General features: G+C 36.0%; 19 protein-coding genes, 2 tRNA genes and 2 rRNA genes (1 of these 23 only partly in view). 17 read left to right on the top strand and 6 right to left on the bottom strand.

Annotation, left to right across the window (positions count from 1 at the left end):
• The first annotated feature begins 10 nt into the window (after positions 1 to 10).
• The 3 genes from CGC52_RS01770 to CGC52_RS01760 all read left to right on the top strand — a co-directional run bounded on the left by CGC52_RS01770 (position 11) and on the right by CGC52_RS01760 (position 3,026).
• Complete coding sequence (locus CGC52_RS01770; RefSeq protein ID WP_095893268.1) at positions 11 to 730, top strand: ABC transporter permease subunit; 720 nt, start codon at positions 11 to 13, stop codon at positions 728 to 730.
• The gene (gene gldG, locus CGC52_RS01765) at positions 727 to 2,403 is read left to right on the top strand and encodes a gliding motility-associated ABC transporter substrate-binding protein GldG (protein ID WP_095893267.1); all 1,677 of its coding nucleotides are present in this window, start codon (positions 727 to 729) and stop codon (positions 2,401 to 2,403) included. Before CGC52_RS01770 ends, gldG begins: the two co-directional genes overlap by 4 nt.
• Positions 2,404 to 2,489: 86 nt before the next feature.
• Positions 2,490 to 3,026: a DUF4199 domain-containing protein gene (locus CGC52_RS01760; protein WP_095893266.1), complete on the top strand. Its 537-nt coding sequence runs from the start codon at positions 2,490 to 2,492 to the stop codon at positions 3,024 to 3,026.
• Positions 3,027 to 3,504: 478 nt separating this feature from the next.
• Here the strand turns inward: CGC52_RS01760 and CGC52_RS01755 are convergent, their stop codons facing one another.
• The 4 genes from CGC52_RS01755 to CGC52_RS01740 all read right to left on the bottom strand — a co-directional run bounded on the left by CGC52_RS01755 (position 3,505) and on the right by CGC52_RS01740 (position 5,601).
• Complete coding sequence (locus CGC52_RS01755) at positions 3,505 to 4,050, bottom strand: DUF4252 domain-containing protein (RefSeq protein WP_095893265.1); 546 nt, start codon at positions 4,048 to 4,050, stop codon at positions 3,505 to 3,507.
• Between the two features lie 14 nt (positions 4,051 to 4,064).
• Positions 4,065 to 4,565: a DUF4252 domain-containing protein gene (locus CGC52_RS01750; RefSeq protein ID WP_042345769.1), complete on the bottom strand. Its 501-nt coding sequence runs from the start codon at positions 4,563 to 4,565 to the stop codon at positions 4,065 to 4,067.
• Positions 4,566 to 4,583: 18 nt separating this feature from the next.
• Positions 4,584 to 5,012 carry a hypothetical protein gene (locus CGC52_RS01745; protein WP_095893264.1) on the bottom strand — a complete coding sequence of 143 codons (429 nt, stop codon included), beginning with the start codon at positions 5,010 to 5,012 and terminating at the stop codon, positions 4,584 to 4,586.
• Positions 5,013 to 5,073: 61 nt separating this feature from the next.
• Positions 5,074 to 5,601, bottom strand: a complete 528-nt coding sequence (locus CGC52_RS01740) for an RNA polymerase sigma factor (protein WP_042009668.1) — start codon at positions 5,599 to 5,601, stop codon at positions 5,074 to 5,076.
• 78 nt (positions 5,602 to 5,679) lie between these two features.
• Between CGC52_RS01740 and CGC52_RS01735 the strand changes: the two genes are divergently transcribed.
• The 6 genes from CGC52_RS01735 to bcp all read left to right on the top strand — a co-directional run bounded on the left by CGC52_RS01735 (position 5,680) and on the right by bcp (position 13,303).
• The gene (locus tag CGC52_RS01735; RefSeq protein WP_095893263.1) at positions 5,680 to 7,191 is read left to right on the top strand and encodes a S41 family peptidase; all 1,512 of its coding nucleotides are present in this window, start codon (positions 5,680 to 5,682) and stop codon (positions 7,189 to 7,191) included.
• 103 nt (positions 7,192 to 7,294) lie between these two features.
• The gene (locus CGC52_RS01730) at positions 7,295 to 8,335 is read left to right on the top strand and encodes a ferredoxin--NADP reductase (protein ID WP_095893262.1); all 1,041 of its coding nucleotides are present in this window, start codon (positions 7,295 to 7,297) and stop codon (positions 8,333 to 8,335) included.
• A 146-nt stretch (positions 8,336 to 8,481) separates the two neighbouring features.
• Entirely contained in the window at positions 8,482 to 9,057 is a 576-nt protein-coding gene (locus CGC52_RS01725) for a DUF3365 domain-containing protein (RefSeq protein ID WP_095893261.1), read from the top strand.
• Positions 9,058 to 9,123: 66 nt separating this feature from the next.
• The gene (sufD, locus tag CGC52_RS01720; protein WP_095893260.1) at positions 9,124 to 10,422 is read left to right on the top strand and encodes a Fe-S cluster assembly protein SufD; all 1,299 of its coding nucleotides are present in this window, start codon (positions 9,124 to 9,126) and stop codon (positions 10,420 to 10,422) included.
• A gap of 321 nt (positions 10,423 to 10,743) precedes the next feature.
• Positions 10,744 to 12,639, top strand: a complete 1,896-nt coding sequence (locus CGC52_RS01715) for an SLC13 family permease (protein ID WP_095893259.1) — start codon at positions 10,744 to 10,746, stop codon at positions 12,637 to 12,639.
• A 202-nt stretch (positions 12,640 to 12,841) separates the two neighbouring features.
• Positions 12,842 to 13,303, top strand: a complete 462-nt coding sequence (gene bcp, locus CGC52_RS01705; protein WP_095893257.1) for a thioredoxin-dependent thiol peroxidase — start codon at positions 12,842 to 12,844, stop codon at positions 13,301 to 13,303.
• 90 nt (positions 13,304 to 13,393) lie between these two features.
• Here the strand turns inward: bcp and hemG are convergent, their stop codons facing one another.
• Together hemG and hemH are read right to left on the bottom strand one after the other, a co-directional pair.
• On the bottom strand, positions 13,394 to 13,918 hold the full coding sequence (gene hemG / locus CGC52_RS01700) for a menaquinone-dependent protoporphyrinogen IX dehydrogenase (RefSeq protein WP_042345396.1): 525 nt from the start codon (positions 13,916 to 13,918) through the stop codon (positions 13,394 to 13,396).
• A 9-nt stretch (positions 13,919 to 13,927) separates the two neighbouring features.
• Positions 13,928 to 14,950, bottom strand: a complete 1,023-nt coding sequence (hemH, locus tag CGC52_RS01695; RefSeq protein ID WP_042346782.1) for a ferrochelatase — start codon at positions 14,948 to 14,950, stop codon at positions 13,928 to 13,930.
• Between the two features lie 334 nt (positions 14,951 to 15,284).
• On the opposite strand from hemH, the gene CGC52_RS01690 reads away from it, so the two are divergent.
• From CGC52_RS01690 to CGC52_RS01655, 8 genes are all read left to right on the top strand, one after another.
• A complete protein-coding gene (locus CGC52_RS01690) occupies positions 15,285 to 16,925 on the top strand; it encodes a CTP synthase (RefSeq protein WP_042005816.1) in 1,641 nt (546 codons plus the stop codon).
• 132 nt (positions 16,926 to 17,057) lie between these two features.
• Positions 17,058 to 18,923 carry a membrane protein insertase YidC gene (yidC, locus tag CGC52_RS01685; RefSeq protein WP_095893256.1) on the top strand — a complete coding sequence of 622 codons (1,866 nt, stop codon included), beginning with the start codon at positions 17,058 to 17,060 and terminating at the stop codon, positions 18,921 to 18,923.
• Positions 18,924 to 19,071: 148 nt separating this feature from the next.
• Positions 19,072 to 19,818: a 2,3-diphosphoglycerate-dependent phosphoglycerate mutase gene (gene gpmA / locus CGC52_RS01680; RefSeq protein WP_042344794.1), complete on the top strand. Its 747-nt coding sequence runs from the start codon at positions 19,072 to 19,074 to the stop codon at positions 19,816 to 19,818.
• Between the two features lie 307 nt (positions 19,819 to 20,125).
• Positions 20,126 to 20,386 carry a DUF6567 family protein gene (locus CGC52_RS01675; protein ID WP_095893255.1) on the top strand — a complete coding sequence of 87 codons (261 nt, stop codon included), beginning with the start codon at positions 20,126 to 20,128 and terminating at the stop codon, positions 20,384 to 20,386.
• A 579-nt stretch (positions 20,387 to 20,965) separates the two neighbouring features.
• Positions 20,966 to 22,483, top strand: a 16S ribosomal RNA gene (locus CGC52_RS01670).
• A gap of 143 nt (positions 22,484 to 22,626) precedes the next feature.
• Positions 22,627 to 22,700: transfer RNA gene (locus CGC52_RS01665), tRNA-Ile, on the top strand.
• 163 nt (positions 22,701 to 22,863) lie between these two features.
• A tRNA-Ala gene (locus tag CGC52_RS01660) sits at positions 22,864 to 22,937 on the top strand.
• 172 nt (positions 22,938 to 23,109) lie between these two features.
• Positions 23,110 to 23,466, top strand: a 23S ribosomal RNA gene (locus CGC52_RS01655); it runs 2,477 nt beyond the window's last position.
• The 16S and 23S rRNA genes sit together here with 2 tRNA genes alongside, the layout of an rRNA operon.

Genomic DNA, 23,466 nt, shown 5'->3' with positions numbered 1-23,466 from the left:
TTTCGAATTTATGTTCGCTCTATTTAACAAAGAAATACGGTATTTTTTTACATCTGCCATTGGCTTTACAGTCATAGGGCTGTTCATAGTTTTGAATGGGATTTTCCTTTGGATTCTAAAAACTGACTATAATATTTTCAACGGCAATTCCGCTGATTTATTACCTTTTTTTCGTTTATCATCGTGGATTTTTGTCTTTTTAGTACCTGCACTCACCATGCGAAGCATCTCCGAAGAAAAACGTAGTGGGATGTTACAGTTACTTTTTACTAAACCGATTAGTATATTTCAGATTGTTTTAGGAAAATATTTAGGAATCTTATTCCTGTTATTTGTTACCTTACTCCCTTCATTATTGTACGTTTACATCATATGGATTTTAGGTAATCCTGTTGGGAATTTGGACATAGCAAGCACAGTCGGCTCCTATATCGCTTTATTTCTGTTGTCAGCAACCTTTGGTGCAGTAGGTCTGTGGTCATCCTCAGTGAGTAATAACCAAGTGATTTCCTTTATGTTAGCAGCATTCCTATGTTTTTTCTTTTTCTTTGGATTGGATCAGACAGCTATGTTACTCTTCCCTGACAGTGTTACAGCTTTTGGGTTTCAATCTCATTTTGATGCTATTAGCCGTGGAGTGATTGATACTCGTAATGTGTTCTATTTCCTTTCGTTTATTGCTTTTTTCTTATACACAACTACTTTATCATTAAAATACTACAAGCTATGAAAACATTTATTGATAAAATAGGAAGCAAAATCGGTATTGCCTTTATCATGCTACTTGTTTTCAATTGGATAATCTCACAATGGTACATTCGTTGGGATTTGACTCATGATAAACGCTATACACTCTCGGAAACTACGCGAAAAACATTACTAAAAATCAATCAACCTGTGGTGATTGATGTACTTCTGAAAGGAAATATCCCCATAGAGTTTAAAAAATTACAAACCGAAACCCTACAATTGTTAGAAGAATATGTCGCACAAAATAAAAATATTCATCTCAACTTTGTAAATCCTTTAGAAGAAGGAAATGACCCTCAACAAACCATTAATGAACTGATACAATTTGGATTAAATCCATTACAAATTTCGCAAACCGAAGCCGGAATGTCCTCAATTGAGTATATTTTTCCTTGGGCTGTGATTAGCGATAGTATTCAGTCGCAAAAAGTGTCATTGTTCGTCAATAAAATAGGGACAACAGATCAAGAGCGTGTACAAAATTCAGTTCAACTATTGGAATACAATATAACGGATGCACTCCACAAATTAACACTCAAAAAACATAAAAAAATAGCTATACTCAAAAGTAATGGTACATTAAACGATACGTACATAGCTGATTTTTTGAAAACTATGAAGGACTACTATCTGATTGCTCCATTCACATTGGATTCAGTACCCACCCAACCCGAAAAAACTTTAGCTCATCTGCAATCGTATGATTTACTGATAGTTCCTAAACCAACAACCCCATTCACTGACCCTCAAAAGCAAGTGTTGGACCAATTTGTGATGAATGGAGGACGTGCCCTCTGGCTTATCGACCATGTAGGCATAGATATTCAGGATTTGTACACTCAAAACGGAACTGCCGTAGCGATGCCTATGAATCTGAATTTAGGAGATATGTTCTTTCAATACGGATTTCGAGTGAACTATACACTCATCAATGATCTGTATTTTTCTGACTTAATGATTGCCACAGGAGAAGGCAGTCAAACACGTTATATTCCAATTCCTTGGGTCTATAATCCCATGATACTATCACAAAACAACCACTTGATTAACAATAATTTAGATGCAATTCGTTTGCAATTTTCAAACAGTATTGATACTTTAAAAAATGGTATACAGAAACGTGTATTACTAACAAGTTCACCAATTTCAAAAGCCGATGGAACGCCTCGAGAGGTCACGCTAAATGTAGATACCAAAAAGATGGACAAAAACGCTTATAAAAGTGGAAACATCCCCGTAGCAGTGCTTCTCGAAGGAGAATTTTCATCGGTTTATAAGGACAGAATAACACCTATTGAACTGAAAAACAACTTACAAACCAGTAAACCTACTAAAATGATCGTCATTGCTGATGGCGATATTATCAAAAATGACCTTAGCAACAACACTCCTTTGGAACTAGGACTTGACAAATGGACTAATCGATTTTATGACAACAAAGCCTTTTTACAGAATTCTGTTAACTACCTCTTGGACGACACTGACTTCTTATCCCTACGAAATAAAAAAGTACAATTAGCATTTTTAAACAAAGAAAAAGTAGCTGATTATCAATCAAGTTGGAAAATAAAAAGTATACTCTATCCTCTGTTGTTCCTCATTTTCACAATCCTTGGGATTCGAATAATTTACCAACGGAAATATAAAATTTAACTTTTTATAGTGTATTCTTCACACTGCCTTTGGAGATTTCATTTTTTTATATTAGTTTTGGGCTGTAAATTTTAATATTTTTTATCATGGAAATTAGAAAAACAGTCAACGCAAAAGACATTATGCTGAAGTACGGGATGTATTTTGGTGTTGGTCTCGTTGCTATTAGCGTGGTAATGTATACCACAGGAATGATTTATTCGAAAAGTATGATGGTTGGATTAGCTGCCTCTGCATTAAACCTATTAGTTTCTATCTTAGCAATTGTTTATGGCATTAAAGCCTTTAAAACAAGGAATGGAGGCTTTTTAGCTATGGGGGAAGCTCTAAAAATTGGGGTTGGGATCGCTCTGATTGGAGGAATTATTTCCGTATTGTACACCTACGTTTTTGTGAACTATATTGAGCCCGATTTCATGCGAAAAATGACAGAATTGCAGTTTGAAAACATGGGAGAATTAGGTATGGATATGTCCAATGTAGATATAGATGCTACAGTAGAAATGAGTAATAAAATGAGTGCTTTGACCTATATTTCCTCGTTAGTTGGATATTTGCTTTTAGGACTTATCGTTTCGGCAATCGCTGGAGCTGTAATGAAAAAACAAGAACAAGTTTATTAATAAACTTCATAAAAAATAAAAAAGAAGCTGTCTGAAAAGGCAGTTTCTTTTGTTTTTTAGGTACAAAAAAAATGAAACTTCCTATAACCATTTCTGAAAATTAAAAATTCACTTCAATGATTTATTTTTAGAATTCAATTTCTTTAAAAAAACACGGACCCTCTTTCGCTTTAATCTACTTTTTTCATTTTTTGTGATTTTCTGAAGCTAATGCCTAATAACCATTAGTAGAAATGAATTTCTACTTTTTTATAATCTTATTGTTGCTTATTTAGTTGATTTTAGTTTTTACTTATTTCTGGTATTTTTTTCACGAAGTTTTTCATAAAAATTTTACTAATGCCGTTATATTTAGGGTTTATAATAAGGTTTATTAGAAAAGTTTAAACAGGTTCATTGTTGAAATATTTTTCAATAAAAACTTTGTCAAACCTAAAAAAGTTTGACAAAGTTTAAAATTGTAAGAGATTTTCTGGTGTTAATACAAAAGTTGTCTGATTTCAGAGATGACATTATGAGCTTTGTCATGATCCACAGAATTTCCAATATCGGTCAAATCAGAAGAAAGTTTGGAGAGTTCATCAATATTTAAATTTTGAGTAATCATACGCATCAAAGCAAATTTTTCTTTGTTTTGGCTTACTAATAAAATTACTTCTTTAATGTTATCATCACTCCCAACGTAGTTTACATTGATTTTATACTCTTTGTTTGAAATTTGTATCAACTCTTCATATTTGTCCGTTTTCAGGAGTTGTTTCACTTCTTGATATTCCTTTTGAAAATCTCCATTGTTTTTCTTTTCATACATAAGAATATGAACATTCTCTATAACATTCAAAATATTTTTTTCATCAACACTGCTTCCTCCCAATTTTAAAAAATCTTTTGGAGAAAAGGTAACTGATTTAAAATCCTTATTTTCAGAATTTTTAACGATGTAACTTTGTAAACTGTTCGAATTACAGGATATTATTGAAACACTGATAAGAAAAAACAATAAAAGATAAACTATTTTTTTCATAGTATAAGAGAGTATTAAATTTGGTTCATTTCTTTAGGCAATATGTTGATGTTTTTGGATAACACTCCGATTTTATTCAAATCAACTTCACCTGTTAGAATCATCAATACAGTTTCTTTGTCTTCCTGAACAAACATCACCAATTCCGAAACAATGTCTTTTGTTTTTCCCTCTTTGACGTAGAATTTCACATTTGTATTTTTTTCTTTCACACGCATAAATTCCGAAAGACTACCTCCTTTTACATAGCTTTCTACTTCCTTTTTCATTTGTTGCGAAACACTTGCAGTTTCGGTAGAAAAGATTTTCAACGCTTTAAGTTTGTTAGCTATTTCCATAAACTCCTTAGTGTCAGGGTCGTTACTGTCTATTTTTGATAGCATCTGAAACATCTTTTGTGAGATGACTACGGTGGTTATATTTTCATTATCTTCATATTTGTCGAATATGGATTGACCAAATAATGCTGCGTTGCAAAATAAAAAGCTTACTAAAAATAAAAATCTTGTTTTCATCGTATAATAATTTTAAAGTTACTCTAAGTTTTTGAATATTTTTTTTGTGTTTTTATCAAATTCGCCGAGATATACTATTTTTTCCGTACCTTTATTGTAGTTTACCGAAACAAGTTCCAAGGCGTATTTCACTTGCTGATAAATCAACTCGGCTTCTTGCTGTTCTCTTTGTTCTTTTACGTAAAACCATCCGAAAACGGCTGGAAAAATAGTTGCAGCGATTCCGATTTTCCAAAACAAAGAACGATTTTTAGGTGTTTTTACCGAAAATTCTTTCACAAGTCGCTCTTCTCTATTAGTTTTGAAATATGCAAACATCGGTTGATAATGTTTCAAATCTGATGCCACATTTTCAGAATTGAAATAGGTCTGTAAGGTTCTTTCTTCTTCGATTGAAGTTGTACCCTCGAAATATTTTTCTATTAATTCGTGTATTTTTTCGCTCATATTTTTTGTTAAATTGTTTTTTATTTTCTGCTGGGAAAATTTTTCATTATTATTTTTTCGGTTAATAAACTCGTGTTTGCTCTATCTTTGTTGTTAATTCTCCACGCAAGGATTCTCGGATGGTCTTTCTGGCTCGTGAGAGGATTACCCGAATAGTAGCCTCTTTAATTCCTGTAATTTTTTCGATTTCCTCAAATTCATATTGCTCAATATCACGTAATTGCATGATCATCCGCTGTTGCTCACTCAATCCATTGATTATGTTTTTTACTTGTTCCAAAAGATCTCTTGCTTCTACTTGTTTTTGCAAAGATATTTCATTTTCGGCTTGATAAGTAATATGGCTTAGTGAAATATTATCTGAACTTTTAGCTTTCAGCCTATCATAGCACAAATTTTTAGTAAGCGTCATGGCATAAGCTTCCCAATTCTTGATGGTTTCCATGGTGTTGCGTTGTTGCCACAACTTCATCAAGATGTCTTGCGACACATCTTCCGCCTCATCAGAGGATAGAAGCAAACGTTTTGCAAATCGGAAAATCTTATCTTGAAAAGGACGGATGCCATCTAAAAATGTTTGGTGTGTCATAACAAAAATAACTATTTTCTTTACTAAGAAGACGAATATATAAAAAAAATGTTACATTTGTGGTAAAAAAAATATGTTATGAGAAAAATATTATCTATTACTTTGTTGATTTTCAGTGTTTTTTCGTGTAAAAAAGATATTGATGATACACCTAACGGAGGATTGATATCTCAACTGACTCCTGAGCAGCAAGTAGATTTACAGATAAAAAATTTTATTTGGAAAGGATTAAATTCATATTATTTGTGGCAGGCGGATGTTCCGAATTTGGCGGACACGCGTTTTGCTCCTTCGTTGGCTCAAACCAATTTTAGTAATAAAGAATATGTTGATTTTTTAAGAGGAAGCCAAGCCCCCGATGATTTTTTCCATTCATTGCTAAACAAGTCAAGTAAATTTTATAAAGAAGGGTATATAGACAGGTTCAGTTTTATTACGAATGATTACCTTGCATTGGAACAAAGTTTTGCGGGCGTGGTGTACAGTTCAGGAATGGATTTTGCTCTTTCACGTTATGGTTCTCAAGGAGGAGTTTTTGGTGTTGTTCGCTATGTACTTCCCGATACGGATGCGGCACAGAAAGGCATAAAGCGTGGAGATGTTTTCATTCAGGTCGATGGGCAAGCTCTTACGGTAAACAATTATCGACAATTGTTGTTCAATGACAAAACATCTATGGTTATTGATATTAATCGTATTCAAATGGTTAATAATCAGCCAACTATTGTTTCGGAAAATAGAACCGTTACAATGGAGAAAAAAAGTATTAAAGAAAATCCTGTGCATATTTCAAAAGTGATTGAAAAGGGAAATCACAAGGTGGGGTATCTAATGTATAACAGTTTCGTTGCGGATTTTGATTTGCAACTCAATGAGGCATTTGCTGTGTTTAAATCTGAGGGAATCACGGATTTAGTGTTAGATTTACGATACAATGGAGGAGGACGTGTGTCATCAGCGGTGTATTTAGCATCGATGATTACGGGACTTTCAAAAGAAAACGTTTTTGCGAGAGAACGTTGGAATGACAAATTGCAACCTGCGTTTAAAGACAGTGATATAACTAATTATTTTGCCGATAAAATCATAAAAGAAGGCGTAAGCTATCCCATCAACAGTCTTTCAGGCTTGTCACGAATTTATATCTTAACCACAAATAGAACGGCTTCTGCCAGTGAGTTGGTTATTAACGGGTTAAAACCTTATATGTCAGTGATTCAAATCGGGGGAACTACCACAGGGAAAAATCAAGGGTCAATCACGTTGTACGACAGCCCTGCGGGATATAACAAAAAAGACATCAATCCGAATCACAAATGGGCGATGCAACCATTGGTGTTGAAAATCGTAAACAAAGATGGAAAAGGGGACTATACCAATGGTATCACTCCTGATTACATCATTGAGGAAGATTGGGCAAACTTTGGTGAGTTGGGGCAAGAGACAGAACCGTTTTTAGCCAAAGCCTTAGAATTAATCACAGGAATCAATGTTTCAGGAAAATCAATGCCAACCCAGCCGTTGATGCCTGCCAAACCGTTAGCTGATTCAAAAACATACAATTTCGGAGCAAACGAAATGTATAAATAAAACAAAAAATCAGTAGGAAAACAAAGTTGTTCATGATAATTGTTGTATTTTTGCAACCACTAAAAGAAATCTTTGTTAAAAACTCAGTGGCTAATCGATTAAAATGAATAAGTTTTATCAACTAACCGTAACAAAAATAGAAAAACTTACAGCTTCCTCTGTGAAAATTACTTTTGAGGTGCCCGACCTTTTGCGTAAAGTGTTTTCCTATGAAGCAGGTGAGTATCTTACCTTACAGCAAACGATTGATAATCAAAAAGTAAGGAGAGCCTATTCTATTTGTTCGGGTGTAAACGAAAACGAACTCAGTGTAGCGGTGAAGAGAGTTCCAAACGGAATCTTTTCAACATATGCCACCACCCAGCTTAAGGAAGGTGACACCTTGGAAGTGATGCCTTCAAAAGGAGCTTTTGTTTTCTTTTACGATATATTTGGTAATAAGGATATTATGCTATTTTCGGCGGGAAGTGGCGTAACGCCCATGATGAGCATCGCAAAAACAGCTTTGGCAAAAACGAATATAAAAGTGGTGTTCGTCTACGGAAATAAATCAAAGGAAGAGACTTTGTTTTTTGATGAAATAGAGTCTTTACGAGCCACGTATCCCGACCGATTTTTAGTACATTACGTGTTTAGCCAAGAGATGTGGGGGGACAATCTTTCGGGACGTATTAATGATCAGGTAGTGTCTTATATTTTTGAAAAATATAAGGATTTGAATTGGGGACGCTACTATGTTTGTGGGCCTAATCAAATGGTAGTAAACGTTAAAGAAAATATCCTCAATCGAGGAATTACGAAGGATCGTATTTTTACCGAATTATTTGAAGCGGAACCTGCCAGTAATGATTTTACACAATTGAAAGGAAACGTAACCGTTTTTTCGACACTTTCGGGGAAAGAAATCGTTTTTGAAAGTCCTAAAAATCAGCCCTTACTCAATGCGTTGCTTTCACAAGGTGTTGACGCACCTTACTCCTGTTTGAACGGTGTGTGTAGCAGTTGTATCGGCAAAGTCACTGAGGGCGAGGTCAAAATGGCGAAGAACGAAACTTTGGTAGAAAAAGAAATTTCCGAAGGATTGGTACTTACCTGCCAAGCCTACGCAATGAGTGATGTGGTGAGAGTTACTTTTGATTATTAATGGTGGATATTTTATTTCTATGTACATACGGAAGTCAAGTAATAAAAGCTAATTTTTTCCGTAATAACCTTCAGATTTTCCCGTCATAATTTCGATAACAAATTTTTAAATAACAACAAATCATTCAAAAACAGAGAATCTAATTTATGAAAAAACTGTATTTTATTTTAATAGCTTTATTATTAGTAAGTTGCGTTAATACTCCTAAACCTCTTACGGAAGCTCAACGGACGGAATATATCGCTTTAGCGGATAGTGTAACCACTGAAACTCAGAAACTTCTTTTAATGAATGTTTCTAAAAAAATTGCAGAAGTAGGTTTTGTTGGAGCAGTCGATTTTTGCAATGAAAATGCTGTTCCATTGACAAATTCATTCGCAGACAACAGGTTTGAAATTAAGCGTTTATCGAATAAAAATAGAAATTCCGATAACGCTATAGCTACTGACATTGATCTTCAGGCATGGAATGAAATCACAGCCTTGATGGGAGACAAAAACCAGCCTAAACATATCCTGTTCGAGGAAGAGAATAAGATTTATTTTTACAAGGCTATTCCGTTAGGTATGCCTACTTGTTTAGCTTGTCACGGAAATACTCAAGGAGATATAACCGCTGAGGTTCAGAAAGTTATAGCAGATAAATATCCAAATGATAAAGCCGTTAATTATACCATGGGAGAACTTCGTGGTTTGTGGAAGATTACATTTGAAAGACAATAAAAAAGGTGTATATTTGCACCGTTTTTGAAAAAAAATACTAACATAATAAAGATAAAATCACAGTAGATGAGTTTACAGAAAAAATGGGTTGATTCATTTCAATTGTTTGAAAATAAGGAAGATATATTAAAAAATAAACGTCAAGAGGCAATTATTTTTTTTGAACAAAAGGGGTTTCCAACCAAAAAAGACGAAGCGTGGAAATATACCTCGCTTTCCACATTGTTAAAAAATGATTTTGAGATATTAGTTTCAAAACAAACATCATTGACATCTGAGGATGTGCGTCCATTTTGGATTCAAGAGGATAGTCACAAAGTAGTGTTTGTAGATGGGGTTTATTCATCGGAACTCTCTCAGGTACAGGCTGATAGTTTTATGGTTTCTTCATTCCGAGAGATATTAAAATCAGAGGATGCAGCTGATTTTACCTCAAAGTATTTTGATCGTGAGACTCGCAAGGACGATGTGTTTACAGCCCTCAATACAGCTTTTTCGAAAGATGGAATTTGTATCTATATTCCTAAAAATAAGGTGGTTGAAAAACCAATAGAATTACTTTTCATTGCTACAGACTTAGGGAAAGCCATGTGTTATCAGCCTCGAAACATTATCGAAGTAGGGGAGAATGCGCAGGTGAAAATCATTGAAATGCATCATAATTTATCAACTCAAAAAGTGCTAACTAACGTAGTTACAGAGATTTTTGTAGATAAAAACGCTATTTTGGATTATTACAAAATTCAAAATGATAGTTTGACATCTTCAATGATTGATAATACCTATATCTCTCAAGAAGGAAACAGTAATGCTTCCGTGCATACGTTTTCTTTTGGAGGAGAACTTACGCGTAACAACCTTAATTTTTATCACCATGGAGAGCGCTTGGAGTCTACTTTGAAAGGGGTTACCATTCTTTCAGGTACACAACATGTTGATAATTACACACTTGTGAATCATGCAGAGCCAAACTGCGAAAGTCATCAGGATTACAAAGCTATTTTGTCCGACAATAGCGCAGGAGTGTTCAACGGAAAAATTATGGTAGAAAAAATCGCTCAGAAAACAAATGCTTATCAACAAAACGATACCATTTTACTTTCGGAAAAGGCTACCATAAATACCAAACCTCAGCTTGAGATTTTTGCCGATGATGTGAAATGTTCACATGGTTGTACTGTAGGTGAATTGGATAAAGATGCACTTTTCTATCTTCAAACTCGCGGAATCCCGAAAAAAGAAGGGGAGGCATTACTTACGTATGCTTTTGCAAATACTGTTTTGGAAAGTGTTCGTATTCCTGCGTTAGAGGATCGTGTTAGTGAAATGATTTCGGTTAAATTAGGTACTGGAGTTTTGATATAATTCCGTAAAATAGAAAATCATAAAATTGCGGAAATAATAACCCTAAGATCTACATTTTTGTAGATTTTAGGGTTGTTTTTTTGAAAAATATTTATTACCTTTGGTGTCAAAATTGTTCTTTCATCGTCAACACTACCATATTATGAAAGGAAAATTAACTGAACCAAAGAAAAGTAATATATCAATAAAAAGCAAAGGGTAAAGTCTTATTGTTTGTTTTATACATCTTTTAATAAGATATAAAGCAGACATTGAGACTTTTTCTATTTTAATGTATTGTTAATTAGCTGATTATGTAAATTAATTATAAAAAATACAAGTATGATTTCGTTAAGCAGTACAATTTTAGGGTTTGATGCCTACGCTACTTTGGCAATTTTATTAGTAGCCGCGGTTTTTTTTGTCAGTGGGAAGGTGCGTGCCGACTTAGTTGCAGTATGTTCTTTAGTGCTTCTAATTACCTTTGGGATTCTTTCGCCCAAAGATGCCCTTTCAGGATTTTCTAATCCAGTAGTGATTATGATGTTAGGGCTTTTCATTGTTGGAGGGGCGATTTTTCAGACAGGATTAGCCAAAATGATTAGTAGCTATTTTCTCAAATTGGCAGGAGATAGTGAGATTAAATTGTTGATAATAATAATGTTGGTCACAGCCTCTATCGGAGCTTTTGTTAGTAATACAGGAACGGTGGCTTTGATGCTCCCCATTGTGATTAGCTTAGCTATGGCGAGTAACAAAATTAATATCAGTCGCTTGTTGATGCCGATGGCGTTTGCTAGTAGTTTAGGAGGGGTAATGACCTTGATTGGTACGCCTCCCAACTTGGTTATTGATGAAGTATTGATTGAAAAGGGATATCCACAATTGACATTTTTTTCGTTCACTTCTGTGGGAGTCATTGGATTGGTCGTAGGAATGTTGGTCATCATACCGCTGAGTAAAATTTTGATTAAAAAGAAAGAAAAAGTAGGGGAGGGAAGTGAAAAAAACGACAAAACTCCTTATGATTTAGTTCGAGAATATAAACTATCGAAAAATTTGTACAAAGTTCAGGTTCAAAAAGACTCTCCTTTTGTCGATAAAAGTTTAAAAGAGTTGCATACAACCGAGAAATATCATATCAATATATTAGAAATACGCCATAAATCACCTTTAGGAGCGCCTTTTTTTGAAAGTAATCATCAGGAGGTAGTAAATGCTAACTCAGTGATTTATGAAGGAGATATTCTTTATATTCAAGGAAAGAAAGACGATGTTCAGCAATTAATTGATGATAACAAATTACAACTTCTGGAGTTAAAAGGAAACAAAGATGAAACTGAAGTGCTAAAATTCTCAGATATTGGTATCGCTGAAGTATTGGTGATGCCTGCTTCAAAATTGGTTAATGTACCTGTTAAAAAAAGTCGTTTACGAGAGCACTTTGGATTAAACATTTTGGGAATTCAACGGCAAGATACGTATCTTTTACAGGATATTAAAGATGAAAAAATACATACAGGAGATATTCTTTTGGTACAGGGAACGTGGGACAATATTGTGAAGTTAGGAGCTGAACGTAGTCAATTAGTAGTATTAGGGCATCCACTTGAGGAGGCTTCAAAAGTCACGTTGACACACAAAGCGCCTATCGCAGCAGTAATTATGATTGCCATGGTAGTAGCTATGATGTTTGATTTTATTCCGATTGCACCAGTAACGGCCGTAATCATAGCTTCAATTTTGATGGTTGTTTCCGGAGCATTGCGAAACGTTGAAGCTGCCTACCAGACTATAAATTGGGAAAGTTTGGTACTTATTGCAGGAATGTTACCCATGGCAATGGCATTGGAAAAGACAGGAGTCTCACATTATGTTTCTGAAATGTTGGCACAGAATTTAGGGAATAATCCTTACATACTATTGGCAGGTATCTATTTTACAACTTCTGTATTAACACTTTTTATCAGCAATACAGCAACAGCCGTATTATTAGCTCCTATTGCATTTGAATCAGCTGTTTCCTTGAATTTCAGTCCATATCCTTTCTTATTTGCTGTGGCTGTAGCAGCAAGTTTGGCGTTTGCATCGCCTTTTGCTACGCCTCCTAATGCTTTGGTAATGTCCGCAGGACGTTATAAATTTATGGACTATGTCAAATTAGGGTTGCCGTTGCAAATTATTGTCGGAATTATTATGATTTTTGTATTACCTTTAATTTTCCCGTTGAATCCATAACATTGATTCGAGATAATAAAAATTTATTTTATCACAATGAGGCTTTCCGTAAAAGTTAGTTTGAATTAGTTGTTTCATTTTAATTCTTTGATTTTTAGTTTTTTTTGGGCAGAAATATTCAAATTCCATTTTTTTTCGGATAGTTTCATTGTGATTTTTAACTATCAGTTTTGTAAATAAATTGTGCATAAAATATTAAAATATGAATACTGTAAAAAAAGGAGATCAAATTCAAGATTTTCAGGGTACTGATCAACATGGAAATGTAGTGAAACTTTCGGATTTCCAAGGTAAAAAAGTGATAGTTTTTTTCTATCCGAAAGCCAGTACGCCGGGGTGTACTGCTGAGGCATGTAGTTTAGAAAGTGGTTATGAAATTCTAAAGCAGAAAGGATACGCCTTGCTTGGAGTGAGTGCTGATTCGGTAAAGCGACAAGCCAACTTCGCTACTAAAAATAAATTAAGCTATCCACTCATCGCTGATGAAGAAAAGAAAATCATTCAGCAATTTGGCGTATGGGGTCCTAAAAAGTTTATGGGGATGGAATTTGATGGTATCCACCGAAAGACTTTCGTTTTAAATGAAAATCATGTAGTTACTCATGTGATCGACAAGGTTAAAACAAAAAATCATACAGAACAACTTCTAGAATTTTTAGAATAATTGAACTTGTTTTGAACTTTCCGCAACTTTTAGGTTAGGACAATAAGTAAATAACGATGATTATTTGCTATTTGTTCTTTAACTTATTATCTACAGTTCTGCAAAATCGTTTGCAAAGCGTTTCACTTCGTCCCAATTTGTATAGTCAATTTCGGTAGGGGAGCTTGTAGGTCCTTTGGTGATAAACATAATAAGTTTGATGATTATTCTATCAAAAAAACCGTATATTTTGTAGTTTAATTTTCCTGCAAACACTTTGACTACAGAAGGCTTCCATTCAATATTTTTTAGAAATTTCACAACATATGGATTTGTCGTTTCTGTACTCTTCTCGGGTTTTCGAGCTACTAAGTTTACGGATATGAACGCTGCTTTTTTTATATTCAATACAGCGTAGTTTTCATTGATAAGTTTCAGAATGTCAGTATGATGCTTCCCATACCGGATGCTCGAAGCTATCAGAATTTTATCAAAAAAATGCAAGTTGCCATCAAAGGTTTGCACTGGTATTAACTGTACCTCTTTTTGTTTTGAAGAAAGCACTTCGTGTATGCTATCGCATATTTTTTTTGTATGTCCGTCAACAGTTGCATAAATAATTCCAATTTTTTCCATAGCTCAAATTTATTTGTTCTGCCATTCTTGAATCCAGGTAACTAAAGCACTTACCCAACTGTCGTCATCGTTCAAACAAGGAATCATTTTAAACTCTTCACCACCATTATGTAAGAAATCCTCACCCGCCTCCATTTCAATTTCCTCAAGTGTTTCGATACAGTCCGCCACAAAGGCTGGGGTTATGACAGCTAATTTTTTAGTCCCGCTCTTAGCAAGTTCTTCGACTCTGTCCGAGGTAAAAGGTTCCAGCCATTTGTCTATTCCTAAACGCGATTGAAACGCCTGGCTGTAGGTACCCTCTTGTAATCCAAGTTTTTCAACTAACAGACGCGTGGTTTCAAAGCAATGTGTTCTATAACAGTATTTTGACTCTTCTGATTCTGGTGCACAGCAATATTCGTGATCAACGATTTTTTTATGATTTTTTGTACGCACAGTTTTGTACAGATGACGTTCAGGCACACCGTGATACGAGAACAATAAATGATCAAACTCATTAGCATCCAAATAGGTTTTGGTTACTTTCGCAAGAGCGTCAATATATTCGGTACGGTTGTAAAAAGCTGGGAATTTGGTGATTTTCATTCCTTTGAATTTTGTTTGTACCAGTTTTTCAGTCAGTACCTCAATGGTTTGGGTGGTTGCCATGGCATATTGTGGATAGAGAGGCAACAAAAGAACATCTGTAACTCCCTTATTTTTTAATTGATTCAAACCATATTCAATACTCGGATTTCCGTAACGCATAGCCATTTCTACGGGGATGGAGGTTTGTGTTTGCACTTTTTCCAGCAATCGTTTTGTGATAACAATGAGTGGAGAACCTTCTTCCCACCATATTTTTTTGTAGGCAGCGGCTGTTTTTTTGGGTCGTATACGCAAAATAATTCCGCGGACGATCAAACTTCTCAGCAAGTAAGGAAAGTCAATCACTCGTTCATCCATCAAGAACTCGTCTAAATATCGTTTAACATCTCCCACTTCCGTGGAATCAGGAGAACCTAAATTGACTAATAGTACACCTTTCATTTTATGTATTGTATATTGTATTTGAATAGTTAGTTTGCAAAGGTAGATTTTTTCTGTACAAAAAAAAGAAATTCCCATAGTTTTTATTTTTGAAGAGTCTAAAAATTATCTCTTTTTTTTGTTTAAATGTTTATAATGAGCTACTTAGAGTCCATTATTTTGTTTCTTCTAAAAATGTTACAGTTGTTTGTGTGTTTCATGAATAGTTTGTATTATTTTTTTAGTAGCTACACTTAAAGCAGAATCTGCTTGGAGGAATCCTATTTTTGTTGTTTTTTATTTCCAAATAAAAATCGTACTTTTGCCCGTTGGAATTTGAAATAACTAATAAGCTATGGCTAAGACCAAATATATTTTTGTTACAGGAGGCGTAACGTCTTCTTTAGGAAAGGGAATCATCGCAGCATCGTTGGCTAAGTTGTTACAAGCACGTGGCTATCGGGTTACGATTCAAAAGTTTGACCCTTATATCAATGTAGATCCTGGAACACTCAACCCGTATGAACATGGAGAGTGCTTCGTTACCGAAGATGGCGCAGAAACTGACTTAGACTTAGGACATTACGAACGTTTTTTGAACGTACCTACCTCTCAAGCAAACAATGTTACAACAGGTCGTGTTTACCAAAGTGTCATTGAAAAAGAACGCCGTGGGGAATTTTTAGGCAAAACAGTTCAGGTGATTCCACATATTACCAACGAAATCAAAGAACGAATGCAACTTCTGGGAAAAACGGGCGATTTTGACATTGTCATTACCGAAATTGGTGGTACGGTTGGTGATATTGAATCTTTACCTTACATTGAGTCGGTACGACAACTGTTATGGGATTTGGGAGAGAATAACGGAATTGTGGTACACTTGACCTTAGTTCCATTTTTGGCTGCAGCGGGTGAATTGAAGACTAAACCTACACAACACAGTGTTAAAACCCTGATGGAAAGTGGTATCAAAGCTGATATATTGGTTTGTCGCACAGAGCATGAACTTTCTGACGATTTACGCTATAAATTAGCTCTGTTCTGCAATGTAAAACGAGAGGCCGTTATCCAATCAATCGATGCTTCAACCATTTATGATGTGCCGAACATGATGCTTTTAGAAGGGTTGGATAAGGTAGCACTGAAAAAGTTAGATTTACCCGCACGTAATGAACCTAATTTAGTGCAGTGGAATGCGTTTTTGCAACGCCATAAAAATCCAAAGCACCGCATCAAAATTGGTTTGGTTGGTAAATACGTTGAGTTGCAGGATTCATATAAATCAATTTTGGAATCGTTTATCCATGCGGGTGCAGAAAATGAAGTTCGTGTGGATGTGGAAAGTATTCATTCTGAGTATATTGATCAAGATAATGTACACGAAAAAATAGGTCATTTAGATGGTGTTTTGGTAGCTCCTGGTTTTGGAGGTCGAGGCATCGAAGGGAAAATCATCGCGATAAAATATGTTCGAGAAAACAAAATACCATTCTTAGGAATTTGCTTGGGTATGCAAATGGCTGTGATAGAGTATGCTCGTCACAAGGCTAATTTGATCAATGCTAACTCTACTGAGATGAACCCTGAAGCTGACTATCCTGTAATTAATTTGATGGAAAGCCAAAAAGAAATAACTCAAAAAGGGGGAACTATGCGTTTGGGAGCCTGGGACTGTAAACTTAAAAAAGGTACATTGATTTATGAAGCCTATAAAAAGGAAGCTATTTCAGAACGCCATCGCCATCGCTATGAATTTAATAATGATTATAAGGAGCAATTGGAAAACGCAGGATTGCAATGTTCAGGCGTGAATCCCGAAACTAATTTGGTGGAAGTTATTGAACTTAAAAAAGAAGAGCATCCATGGTTTGTGGGGGTTCAATATCACCCTGAATACAAAAGTACGGTTGCTAATCCACATCCGTTGTTTATAGCTTTCGTAAAAGCATCTTTGGAAAATAAAATCAGTCGAGAGCCTCGACACTCATTTTAGGGAATCTTACTTAGGATGCGTTCCGTATGTGAATAAGATACAAAAGAAGAGCTATTTGAAAATTACATTTTGTATCAGTTTTCATAGCTAAACCTTTAAATAATAATTTTTTAAGCAGATAATAATCAAAAGATGGAAGAAAAAAAGATAGATTTTAAAACAATTCTTGGGTTTGGAATTATATTTTTGTTGCTCCTGTGGATGAGCTATAATAACCAACCTACAGCAGAGGAATTGGCCAAACGAGAGGCTGAAAAGGAGCGCTTGGAAGCTGAACGAAATAGTCAAAATCAACTAACTTCAACTCAAACAAAACCAGCCACTATTCCAACTGATTCGGTAGCTTTGGCTCAGTATAAGTCAACCTTGGGAGCATTTGCTTATTCAGCTTCGTTGCCATCGGCATCTGAAGGGGTAACCGTTTTGGAGAATAAGGATATTAAATTGGTTATCAGTAACAAAGGAGGACAAGTGAAACAGTTGTTCTTGAAAGAGTTTACAACTTATGATGCACAGCCTTTACATTTAATTCAAGATGACAACGTCTCATTTTCATTGAATTTCACTACAATTCAAAATCAAAACTTAGACACTAAGGACCTTTATTTTGAACCGACTACTACCGAAAAAGATGGTAAAAAAGTAGTTTCCATGAAATTGAAAGTGTCTGAAAATCAGTTTTTAGAGTATGTCTACGAGTTGAAATCCGAAGGATATATGGTCGATTTTTCAGTGCGTTCACAAGGTTTATCAGAAGTACTAAACGGTGCAAAACCTGTGGCATTACAGTGGGCTATGAAATCACGCCGTATGGAAAAAAGCGTAACGTATGAAAACCGTTACACACAGATGACCGTTCAGCATGAGGGTGACAAAATAGACCGCATGAGTGAAAGTGGAGATGATGATGAGCAATTGAAAAATGTTAACTGGGTTGCATTTAAACAGCACTTGTTTTCATCGATTTTAATCTCTGATACTCCTTTAGCGGAGGGAAAATTTGTTTCCAAAAATCTGGTCAAAGATGAAGGAGTAGATGTTCAATTTACTAAGGACTACGTAGCCTCTTTACCATTGACACTTAAAGGAGGTGAACTCGGTGAATCATTGCATTTCTATTTTGGCCCGAGTGATTACAATGTTTTAAAGCAATATGAAAATCATGACCTTACAGATTTAATTCCATTAGGTTGGGGAATCTTCGGATGGCTCAATAAATTTTTGTTTATTCCGTTGTTTAATTTACTTACTAATTATTTTTCCGTAGGAATTGCTATTATTTTAATGACCATCATTGTACGTGTTCTTCTATCGCCAATGGTGTATAAATCGTACATATCACAGGCAAAGATGAAGGTACTACGCCCTGAAATCAATGAAATTAACGAGAAATTTAAAGAACCGATGAAACGTCAGCAAGAAACGATGGATTTATATCGTAAAGCAGGTGTAAATCCGTTAAGTGGTTGTATTCCTGCGTTATTGCAGTTACCTGTTTTCTTGGCGTTGTTCAATTTCTTTCCAACAGCATTTGGGTTGAGACAACACAGCTTCCTATGGGCAGATGACCTTTCATCCTATGATGCTGTTATGGAACTTCCGTTTTCAATTCCTTTCTATGGAAGCCATATTAGTTTATTTCCAATTTTGGCATCGGTTGCTATTTTGATTTATTCTTTAATGACAATGTCGCAAAGTATGCAACAGCAACAACCAGGGATGCCTAATATGAAATTTTTGATTTATTTGTCGCCTATAATGATGTTATTTTTCTTTAACAACTACGCGAGTGGATTGAGTTTGTACTATTTTGTATCTAACTTGCTGACTATTTTGATCATGTTGGCAATCAAATACTGGATTATTGATGAGAAAAAAATCCATGCACGTATTGAAGAAAATAAAAAACAACCTAAAAAGGAAAGTAATTTCCAACGTAAAATGCGTGAAATGATGGAACAAGCCGAAGCTCAACGCAAGGCTCAACAAAAAAAATAAGTTTAGCTTAAATCAGTAGCAACTATCAATTTCATACTTAGATTGCATATTGGTGCAAAAAATGTTTCTTAGCTTAGGTGATTTCGAAAAAAAAAGGTATATTTGTCAAGTATTTTGTAGTAGCTAATAATTAAAAAGATAAAGATATATGTACAAAATTGTATTACTACGTCACGGATTGAGTGAATGGAACAAACTAAACCTATTTACAGGTTGGCAAGATGTTGATTTAACAGAACAAGGTATTGAAGAAGCTCGTGAAGCAGGACGAATCCTCAAAAAAGAAGGGTTTAAGTTTGACATAGCTTTTACTTCGGTGTTGAAAAGAGCTATCAAAACCTTAAACTATGCTTTAGAAGAGATGGGCGATTTATGGGTGCCTACTCACAAGCATTGGCGTTTAAACGAGAAGAGCTATGGAGCATTACAAGGTTTAAACAAAGCGGAGACAGCCGAAAAATATGGTGAGGATCAAGTGCTTTTATGGAGACGTTCGTACGATGTGAAACCTCCACTCATTGAAGAAACAGATGAACGTCATCCTTCACACGATCGCCGTTATGCTGACTTGCAACCCGAAGAAAAAACAGGTGGCGAAAGTTTGAAAGATACTTACGATCGTATGTTGCCTTTCTGGTTCAGTGAAATAGCTCCTGCTATTAAATCAGGGAAAAGCGTAATTATTGCAGCACACGGAAACAGTTTGCGTTCATTGGTTCAATATTTGGACGGACTTAGTGAAGAAGCTATTTTGAAACTAAATATTCCTACAGGAGTGCCATTGGTTTACGAGTTAGATGCTGATTTAAAACCTATAAAAAGCTACTACTTAGGCGACCAAGAGGCTATTGCAGCTGCCATTAACAGTGTTGCAAACCAAGGAAAAAGTAAGTAAGAAATTAATTTAAAAGAAAAACTTTGGAATCGGGACTCTCTCTATTCCAAAGTTTTTGTTTTTGAAATAGTGTAATTTTTTTTCAACAATATAGGAAATCAATTAACTATGTTAAAATTAACTAAAATTATTAACCTGTAGATGAATCTAAGACATTTAAAACTTTCGGACGGGAGTGGTGCCAAGAAAAGTTTTTATCTGTAAATTTTGCTTCATTGTCGTGAAAAATAGCAGTATTTTTAAATGTTAAACTTTTTACTTAGGTATTATTTGCTGATAGCTTTAAACTTATGTTGAGATATAAATAGTGTTATCAGTTTTGGTTATTTTTTCATTACAAATCAAAACTATAAAAGGAGAAGCTTCCGATAATAAAATTTTTGGTTTTTGGGGCTTGAAAAAATCAGTTTTAGCAGAAGCAAGACGAAATATGTTAAATCAAGCAAATTTAGAAGGATCAGCAAGAGCTGTTATCAATGAACGAATTGAAGTACATCGTTCTTATATGTTTATTTTGGAAACTTATACAATCGTTGTAACAGCAGAAGTTATTGAATTTACAGAGTAAGGTTAAAAGACTGTCATTTATAGCAGTTTTTATTTTTGTTTAATGGTTTCATAATCAGTAACATAATCAATAATTTATATGCTAACTTTGGGACGAGAGTGATTTTTTTTTGGAAAAAACTTTCCAAAACTTTTGGTGATTTATAAAAAAGTATTACTTTTGCACCCGCTTTGGAAAGGCAGTTGGCTATTAGCTTATGGCGTATAGCTTACAGCGCGAAGCAAAACGCTCAAAAAAAACATTTTGAAAAAAAAGTTTGCAAAAGTTTTGGTAGTTTAGAAAAAAGTATTACTTTTGCACCCGCTTTGGAAAAGTAGTTGGCTATTAGCTTATGGTGTATAGCTTACAGCGCGAAGCGAAAAGTTCAAAAAAAATATTTTGAAAAAAATTTGGAAGTAAAGATAAAAAGTTATTATCTTTGCACCCGCTTTGAGAGCTAATAGCTGTTAGCTAGTAGCTAAAAGCGAAGAGTGATAAAGTTCATTGAAAAAATTGTTGACAGCACAAGAATAAGATTTAAAGAATTATCCTAAGAGTCGATTACTTATTTGTTAAAGGTTACGATATTAAAGATTTTTAACGATGAAGAGTTTGATCCTGGCTCAGGATGAACGCTAGCGGCAGGCCTAACACATGCAAGTCGAGGGGTAAGGAGAGCTTGCTCTCCCTAGACCGGCGTACGGGTGCGTAACACGTGTACAATCTACCTTTTACTAAGGGATAGCCCGAAGAAATTTGGATTAATACCTTATAGTATTATTTTATGGCATCATTAAATAATTAAAGCTACGGTGGTAAAAGATGAGTACGCGTCCCATTAGCTAGTTGGAGTGGTAACGGCACACCAAGGCTACGATGGGTAGGGGTTCTGAGAGGGATGTCCCCCACACTGGTACTGAGACACGGACCAGACTCCTACGGGAGGCAGCAGTGAGGAATATTGGACAATGGTCGGAAGACTGATCCAGCCATGCCGCGTGCAGGATGACGGCCTTATGGGTTGTAAACTGCTTTTATACAGGAAGAATAAGGTCTACGAGTAGATTGATGACGGTACTGTATGAATAAGCATCGGCTAACTCCGTGCCAGCAGCCGCGGTAATACGGAGGATGCGAGCGTTATCCGGAATCATTGGGTTTAAAGGGTCCGTAGGCGGGCGTATAAGTCAGAGGTGAAAGCACTGAGCTCAACTGAGTAACTGCCTTTGAAACTGTATGTCTTGAATAGTTGTGAAGTAGCTGGAATGTGTAGTGTAGCGGTGAAATGCATAGATATTACACAGAACACCGATTGCGAAGGCATGTTACTAACGACCGATTGACGCTGATGGACGAAAGCGTGGGGAGCGAACAGGATTAGATACCCTGGTAGTCCACGCTGTAAACGATGGATACTAGCTGTTTGGTTTTCGGACTGAGTGGCTAAGCGAAAGTGATAAGTATCCCACCTGGGGAGTACGCACGCAAGTGTGAAACTCAAAGGAATTGACGGGGGCCCGCACAAGCGGTGGAGCATGTGGTTTAATTCGATGATACGCGAGGAACCTTACCAAGGTTTAAATGGGAAACGACGTATCTAGAGATAGATATTTCTTCGGACGTTTTTCAAGGTGCTGCATGGTTGTCGTCAGCTCGTGCCGTGAGGTGTCAGGTTAAGTCCTATAACGAGCGCAACCCCTGCTGTTAGTTGCTAGCGAGTTAAGTCGAGCACTCTAACGGGACTGCCGGTGCAAACCGTGAGGAAGGTGGGGATGACGTCAAATCATCACGGCCCTTACATCTTGGGCTACACACGTGCTACAATGGCCGGTACAGCGAGCAGCCACTGCGTGAGCAGGAGCGAATCTATAAAGCCGGTCACAGTTCGGATCGGAGTCTGCAACTCGACTCCGTGAAGCTGGAATCGCTAGTAATCGGATATCAGCCATGATCCGGTGAATACGTTCCCGGGCCTTGTACACACCGCCCGTCAAGCCATGGAAGCTGGGGGTACCTGAAGTCGGTTGCCGCAAGGAGCTGCCTAGGGTAAAACTAGTGACTGGGGCTAAGTCGTAACAAGGTAGCCGTACCGGAAGGTGCGGCTGGAACACCTCCTTTCTAGAGAAATACCTTTATGGGAGTAATTGTAGGGTATTCTTTAAATCTTGTGCAGTCGATATTTCTAGGCTAATTAGAGATTAGTGTTTAGAAGTTATATAGACTAATTGCTATTTGCTGATGGCTAATAGCTAAAAAGATGCAGTCTCATAGCTCAGCTGGTTAGAGCGCTACACTGATAATGTAGAGGTCGGCAGTTCGAGTCTGCCTGGGACTACAGAGCAGATAGCTAATGGCTAATATCCAATAGCTAAAAGCTAAAAAGTTCATAAAAATAGAATGAAAGGAAATTTTAGAGGTTGTTGCTTTTAAGATAGGTAAGAGTTTTGGGATTGATATAAACTATTCCCTATTGCCTAACCCCTAATACCTATATTAATGGGGAATTAGCTCAGCTGGCTAGAGCGCCTGCCTTGCACGCAGGAGGTCAAGGGTTCGACTCCCTTATTCTCCACATAATGCTTAAAGCCTTTAGCTAATGGCTAATAGCGGAAAGCTATGAAGAGTTCATTGACATATTGGGATAAAAAACACGAGAGATCAAATAAGATTGATTAAATCGAGAAATAAATAAAAGAATCAAAGAGAACGAGGTATGTTTTGCTATTGCAAAACAACTACAAGCGCAATAAGTTATGTAAGGGCGTATGGGGGATGCCTAGGCTCTCAGAGGCGAAGAAGGACGTGATAAGCTGCGAAAAGTTGCGGGGATTGGCACATACGAGGTGATCCGCAAATATCCGAATGGGGCAACCCACTGCATTGAAGGTGCAGTATCCTGTTAAGGAGGCGAACCCGCTGAACTGAAACATCTAAGTAGGCGGAGGAGAAGAAAACAAAAGTGATTCCGAGAGTAGTGGCGAGCGAAATTGGAATAGCCCAAACCTATATTGTTACGGCAATATGGGGGTTGTAGGACCCGATGTTGGTTGTTATATGGAACTAGAAGTGTTTGGAAAATCACATCATAGAGCGTGAAAGTC

Origin of the sequence: Capnocytophaga sp. H2931, from assembly GCF_002302535.1 — a bacterium.
In the GTDB taxonomy this organism is placed as follows: Bacteria; Bacteroidota; Bacteroidia; order Flavobacteriales; family Flavobacteriaceae; genus Capnocytophaga; species Capnocytophaga canis.
Note: the sequence above shows the minus strand (reverse complement) of the source record. Positions and strands in the feature narration are given on the sequence as shown.

What these genes read in the sequence shown, in the direction of transcription:
- CGC52_RS01750 (WP_042345769.1), bottom strand. Translation starts at nt 4,565, where the DNA reads ATGAAAACAAGATTTTTATTTTTAGTAAGCTTTTTATTTTGCAACGCA.
- CGC52_RS01755 (WP_095893265.1), bottom strand. Translation starts at nt 4,050, where the DNA reads ATGAAAAAAATAGTTTATCTTTTATTGTTTTTTCTTATCAGTGTTTCA.
- CGC52_RS01770 (WP_095893268.1), top strand. Translation starts at nt 11, where the DNA reads ATGTTCGCTCTATTTAACAAAGAAATACGGTATTTTTTTACATCTGCC.
- CGC52_RS01730 (WP_095893262.1), top strand. Translation starts at nt 7,295, where the DNA reads ATGAATAAGTTTTATCAACTAACCGTAACAAAAATAGAAAAACTTACA.
- bcp (WP_095893257.1), top strand. Translation starts at nt 12,842, where the DNA reads ATGAATACTGTAAAAAAAGGAGATCAAATTCAAGATTTTCAGGGTACT.
- sufD (WP_095893260.1), top strand. Translation starts at nt 9,124, where the DNA reads ATGAGTTTACAGAAAAAATGGGTTGATTCATTTCAATTGTTTGAAAAT.
- CGC52_RS01745 (WP_095893264.1), bottom strand. Translation starts at nt 5,012, where the DNA reads ATGAGCGAAAAAATACACGAATTAATAGAAAAATATTTCGAGGGTACA.
- CGC52_RS01735 (WP_095893263.1), top strand. Translation starts at nt 5,680, where the DNA reads ATGAGAAAAATATTATCTATTACTTTGTTGATTTTCAGTGTTTTTTCG.
- gldG (WP_095893267.1), top strand. Translation starts at nt 727, where the DNA reads ATGAAAACATTTATTGATAAAATAGGAAGCAAAATCGGTATTGCCTTT.
- CGC52_RS01740 (WP_042009668.1), bottom strand. Translation starts at nt 5,601, where the DNA reads ATGACACACCAAACATTTTTAGATGGCATCCGTCCTTTTCAAGATAAG.
- gpmA (WP_042344794.1), top strand. Translation starts at nt 19,072, where the DNA reads ATGTACAAAATTGTATTACTACGTCACGGATTGAGTGAATGGAACAAA.
- CGC52_RS01715 (WP_095893259.1), top strand. Translation starts at nt 10,744, where the DNA reads ATGATTTCGTTAAGCAGTACAATTTTAGGGTTTGATGCCTACGCTACT.
- CGC52_RS01760 (WP_095893266.1), top strand. Translation starts at nt 2,490, where the DNA reads ATGGAAATTAGAAAAACAGTCAACGCAAAAGACATTATGCTGAAGTAC.
- yidC (WP_095893256.1), top strand. Translation starts at nt 17,058, where the DNA reads ATGGAAGAAAAAAAGATAGATTTTAAAACAATTCTTGGGTTTGGAATT.
- CGC52_RS01725 (WP_095893261.1), top strand. Translation starts at nt 8,482, where the DNA reads ATGAAAAAACTGTATTTTATTTTAATAGCTTTATTATTAGTAAGTTGC.
- hemG (WP_042345396.1), bottom strand. Translation starts at nt 13,918, where the DNA reads ATGGAAAAAATTGGAATTATTTATGCAACTGTTGACGGACATACAAAA.
- hemH (WP_042346782.1), bottom strand. Translation starts at nt 14,950, where the DNA reads ATGAAAGGTGTACTATTAGTCAATTTAGGTTCTCCTGATTCCACGGAA.
- CGC52_RS01690 (WP_042005816.1), top strand. Translation starts at nt 15,285, where the DNA reads ATGGCTAAGACCAAATATATTTTTGTTACAGGAGGCGTAACGTCTTCT.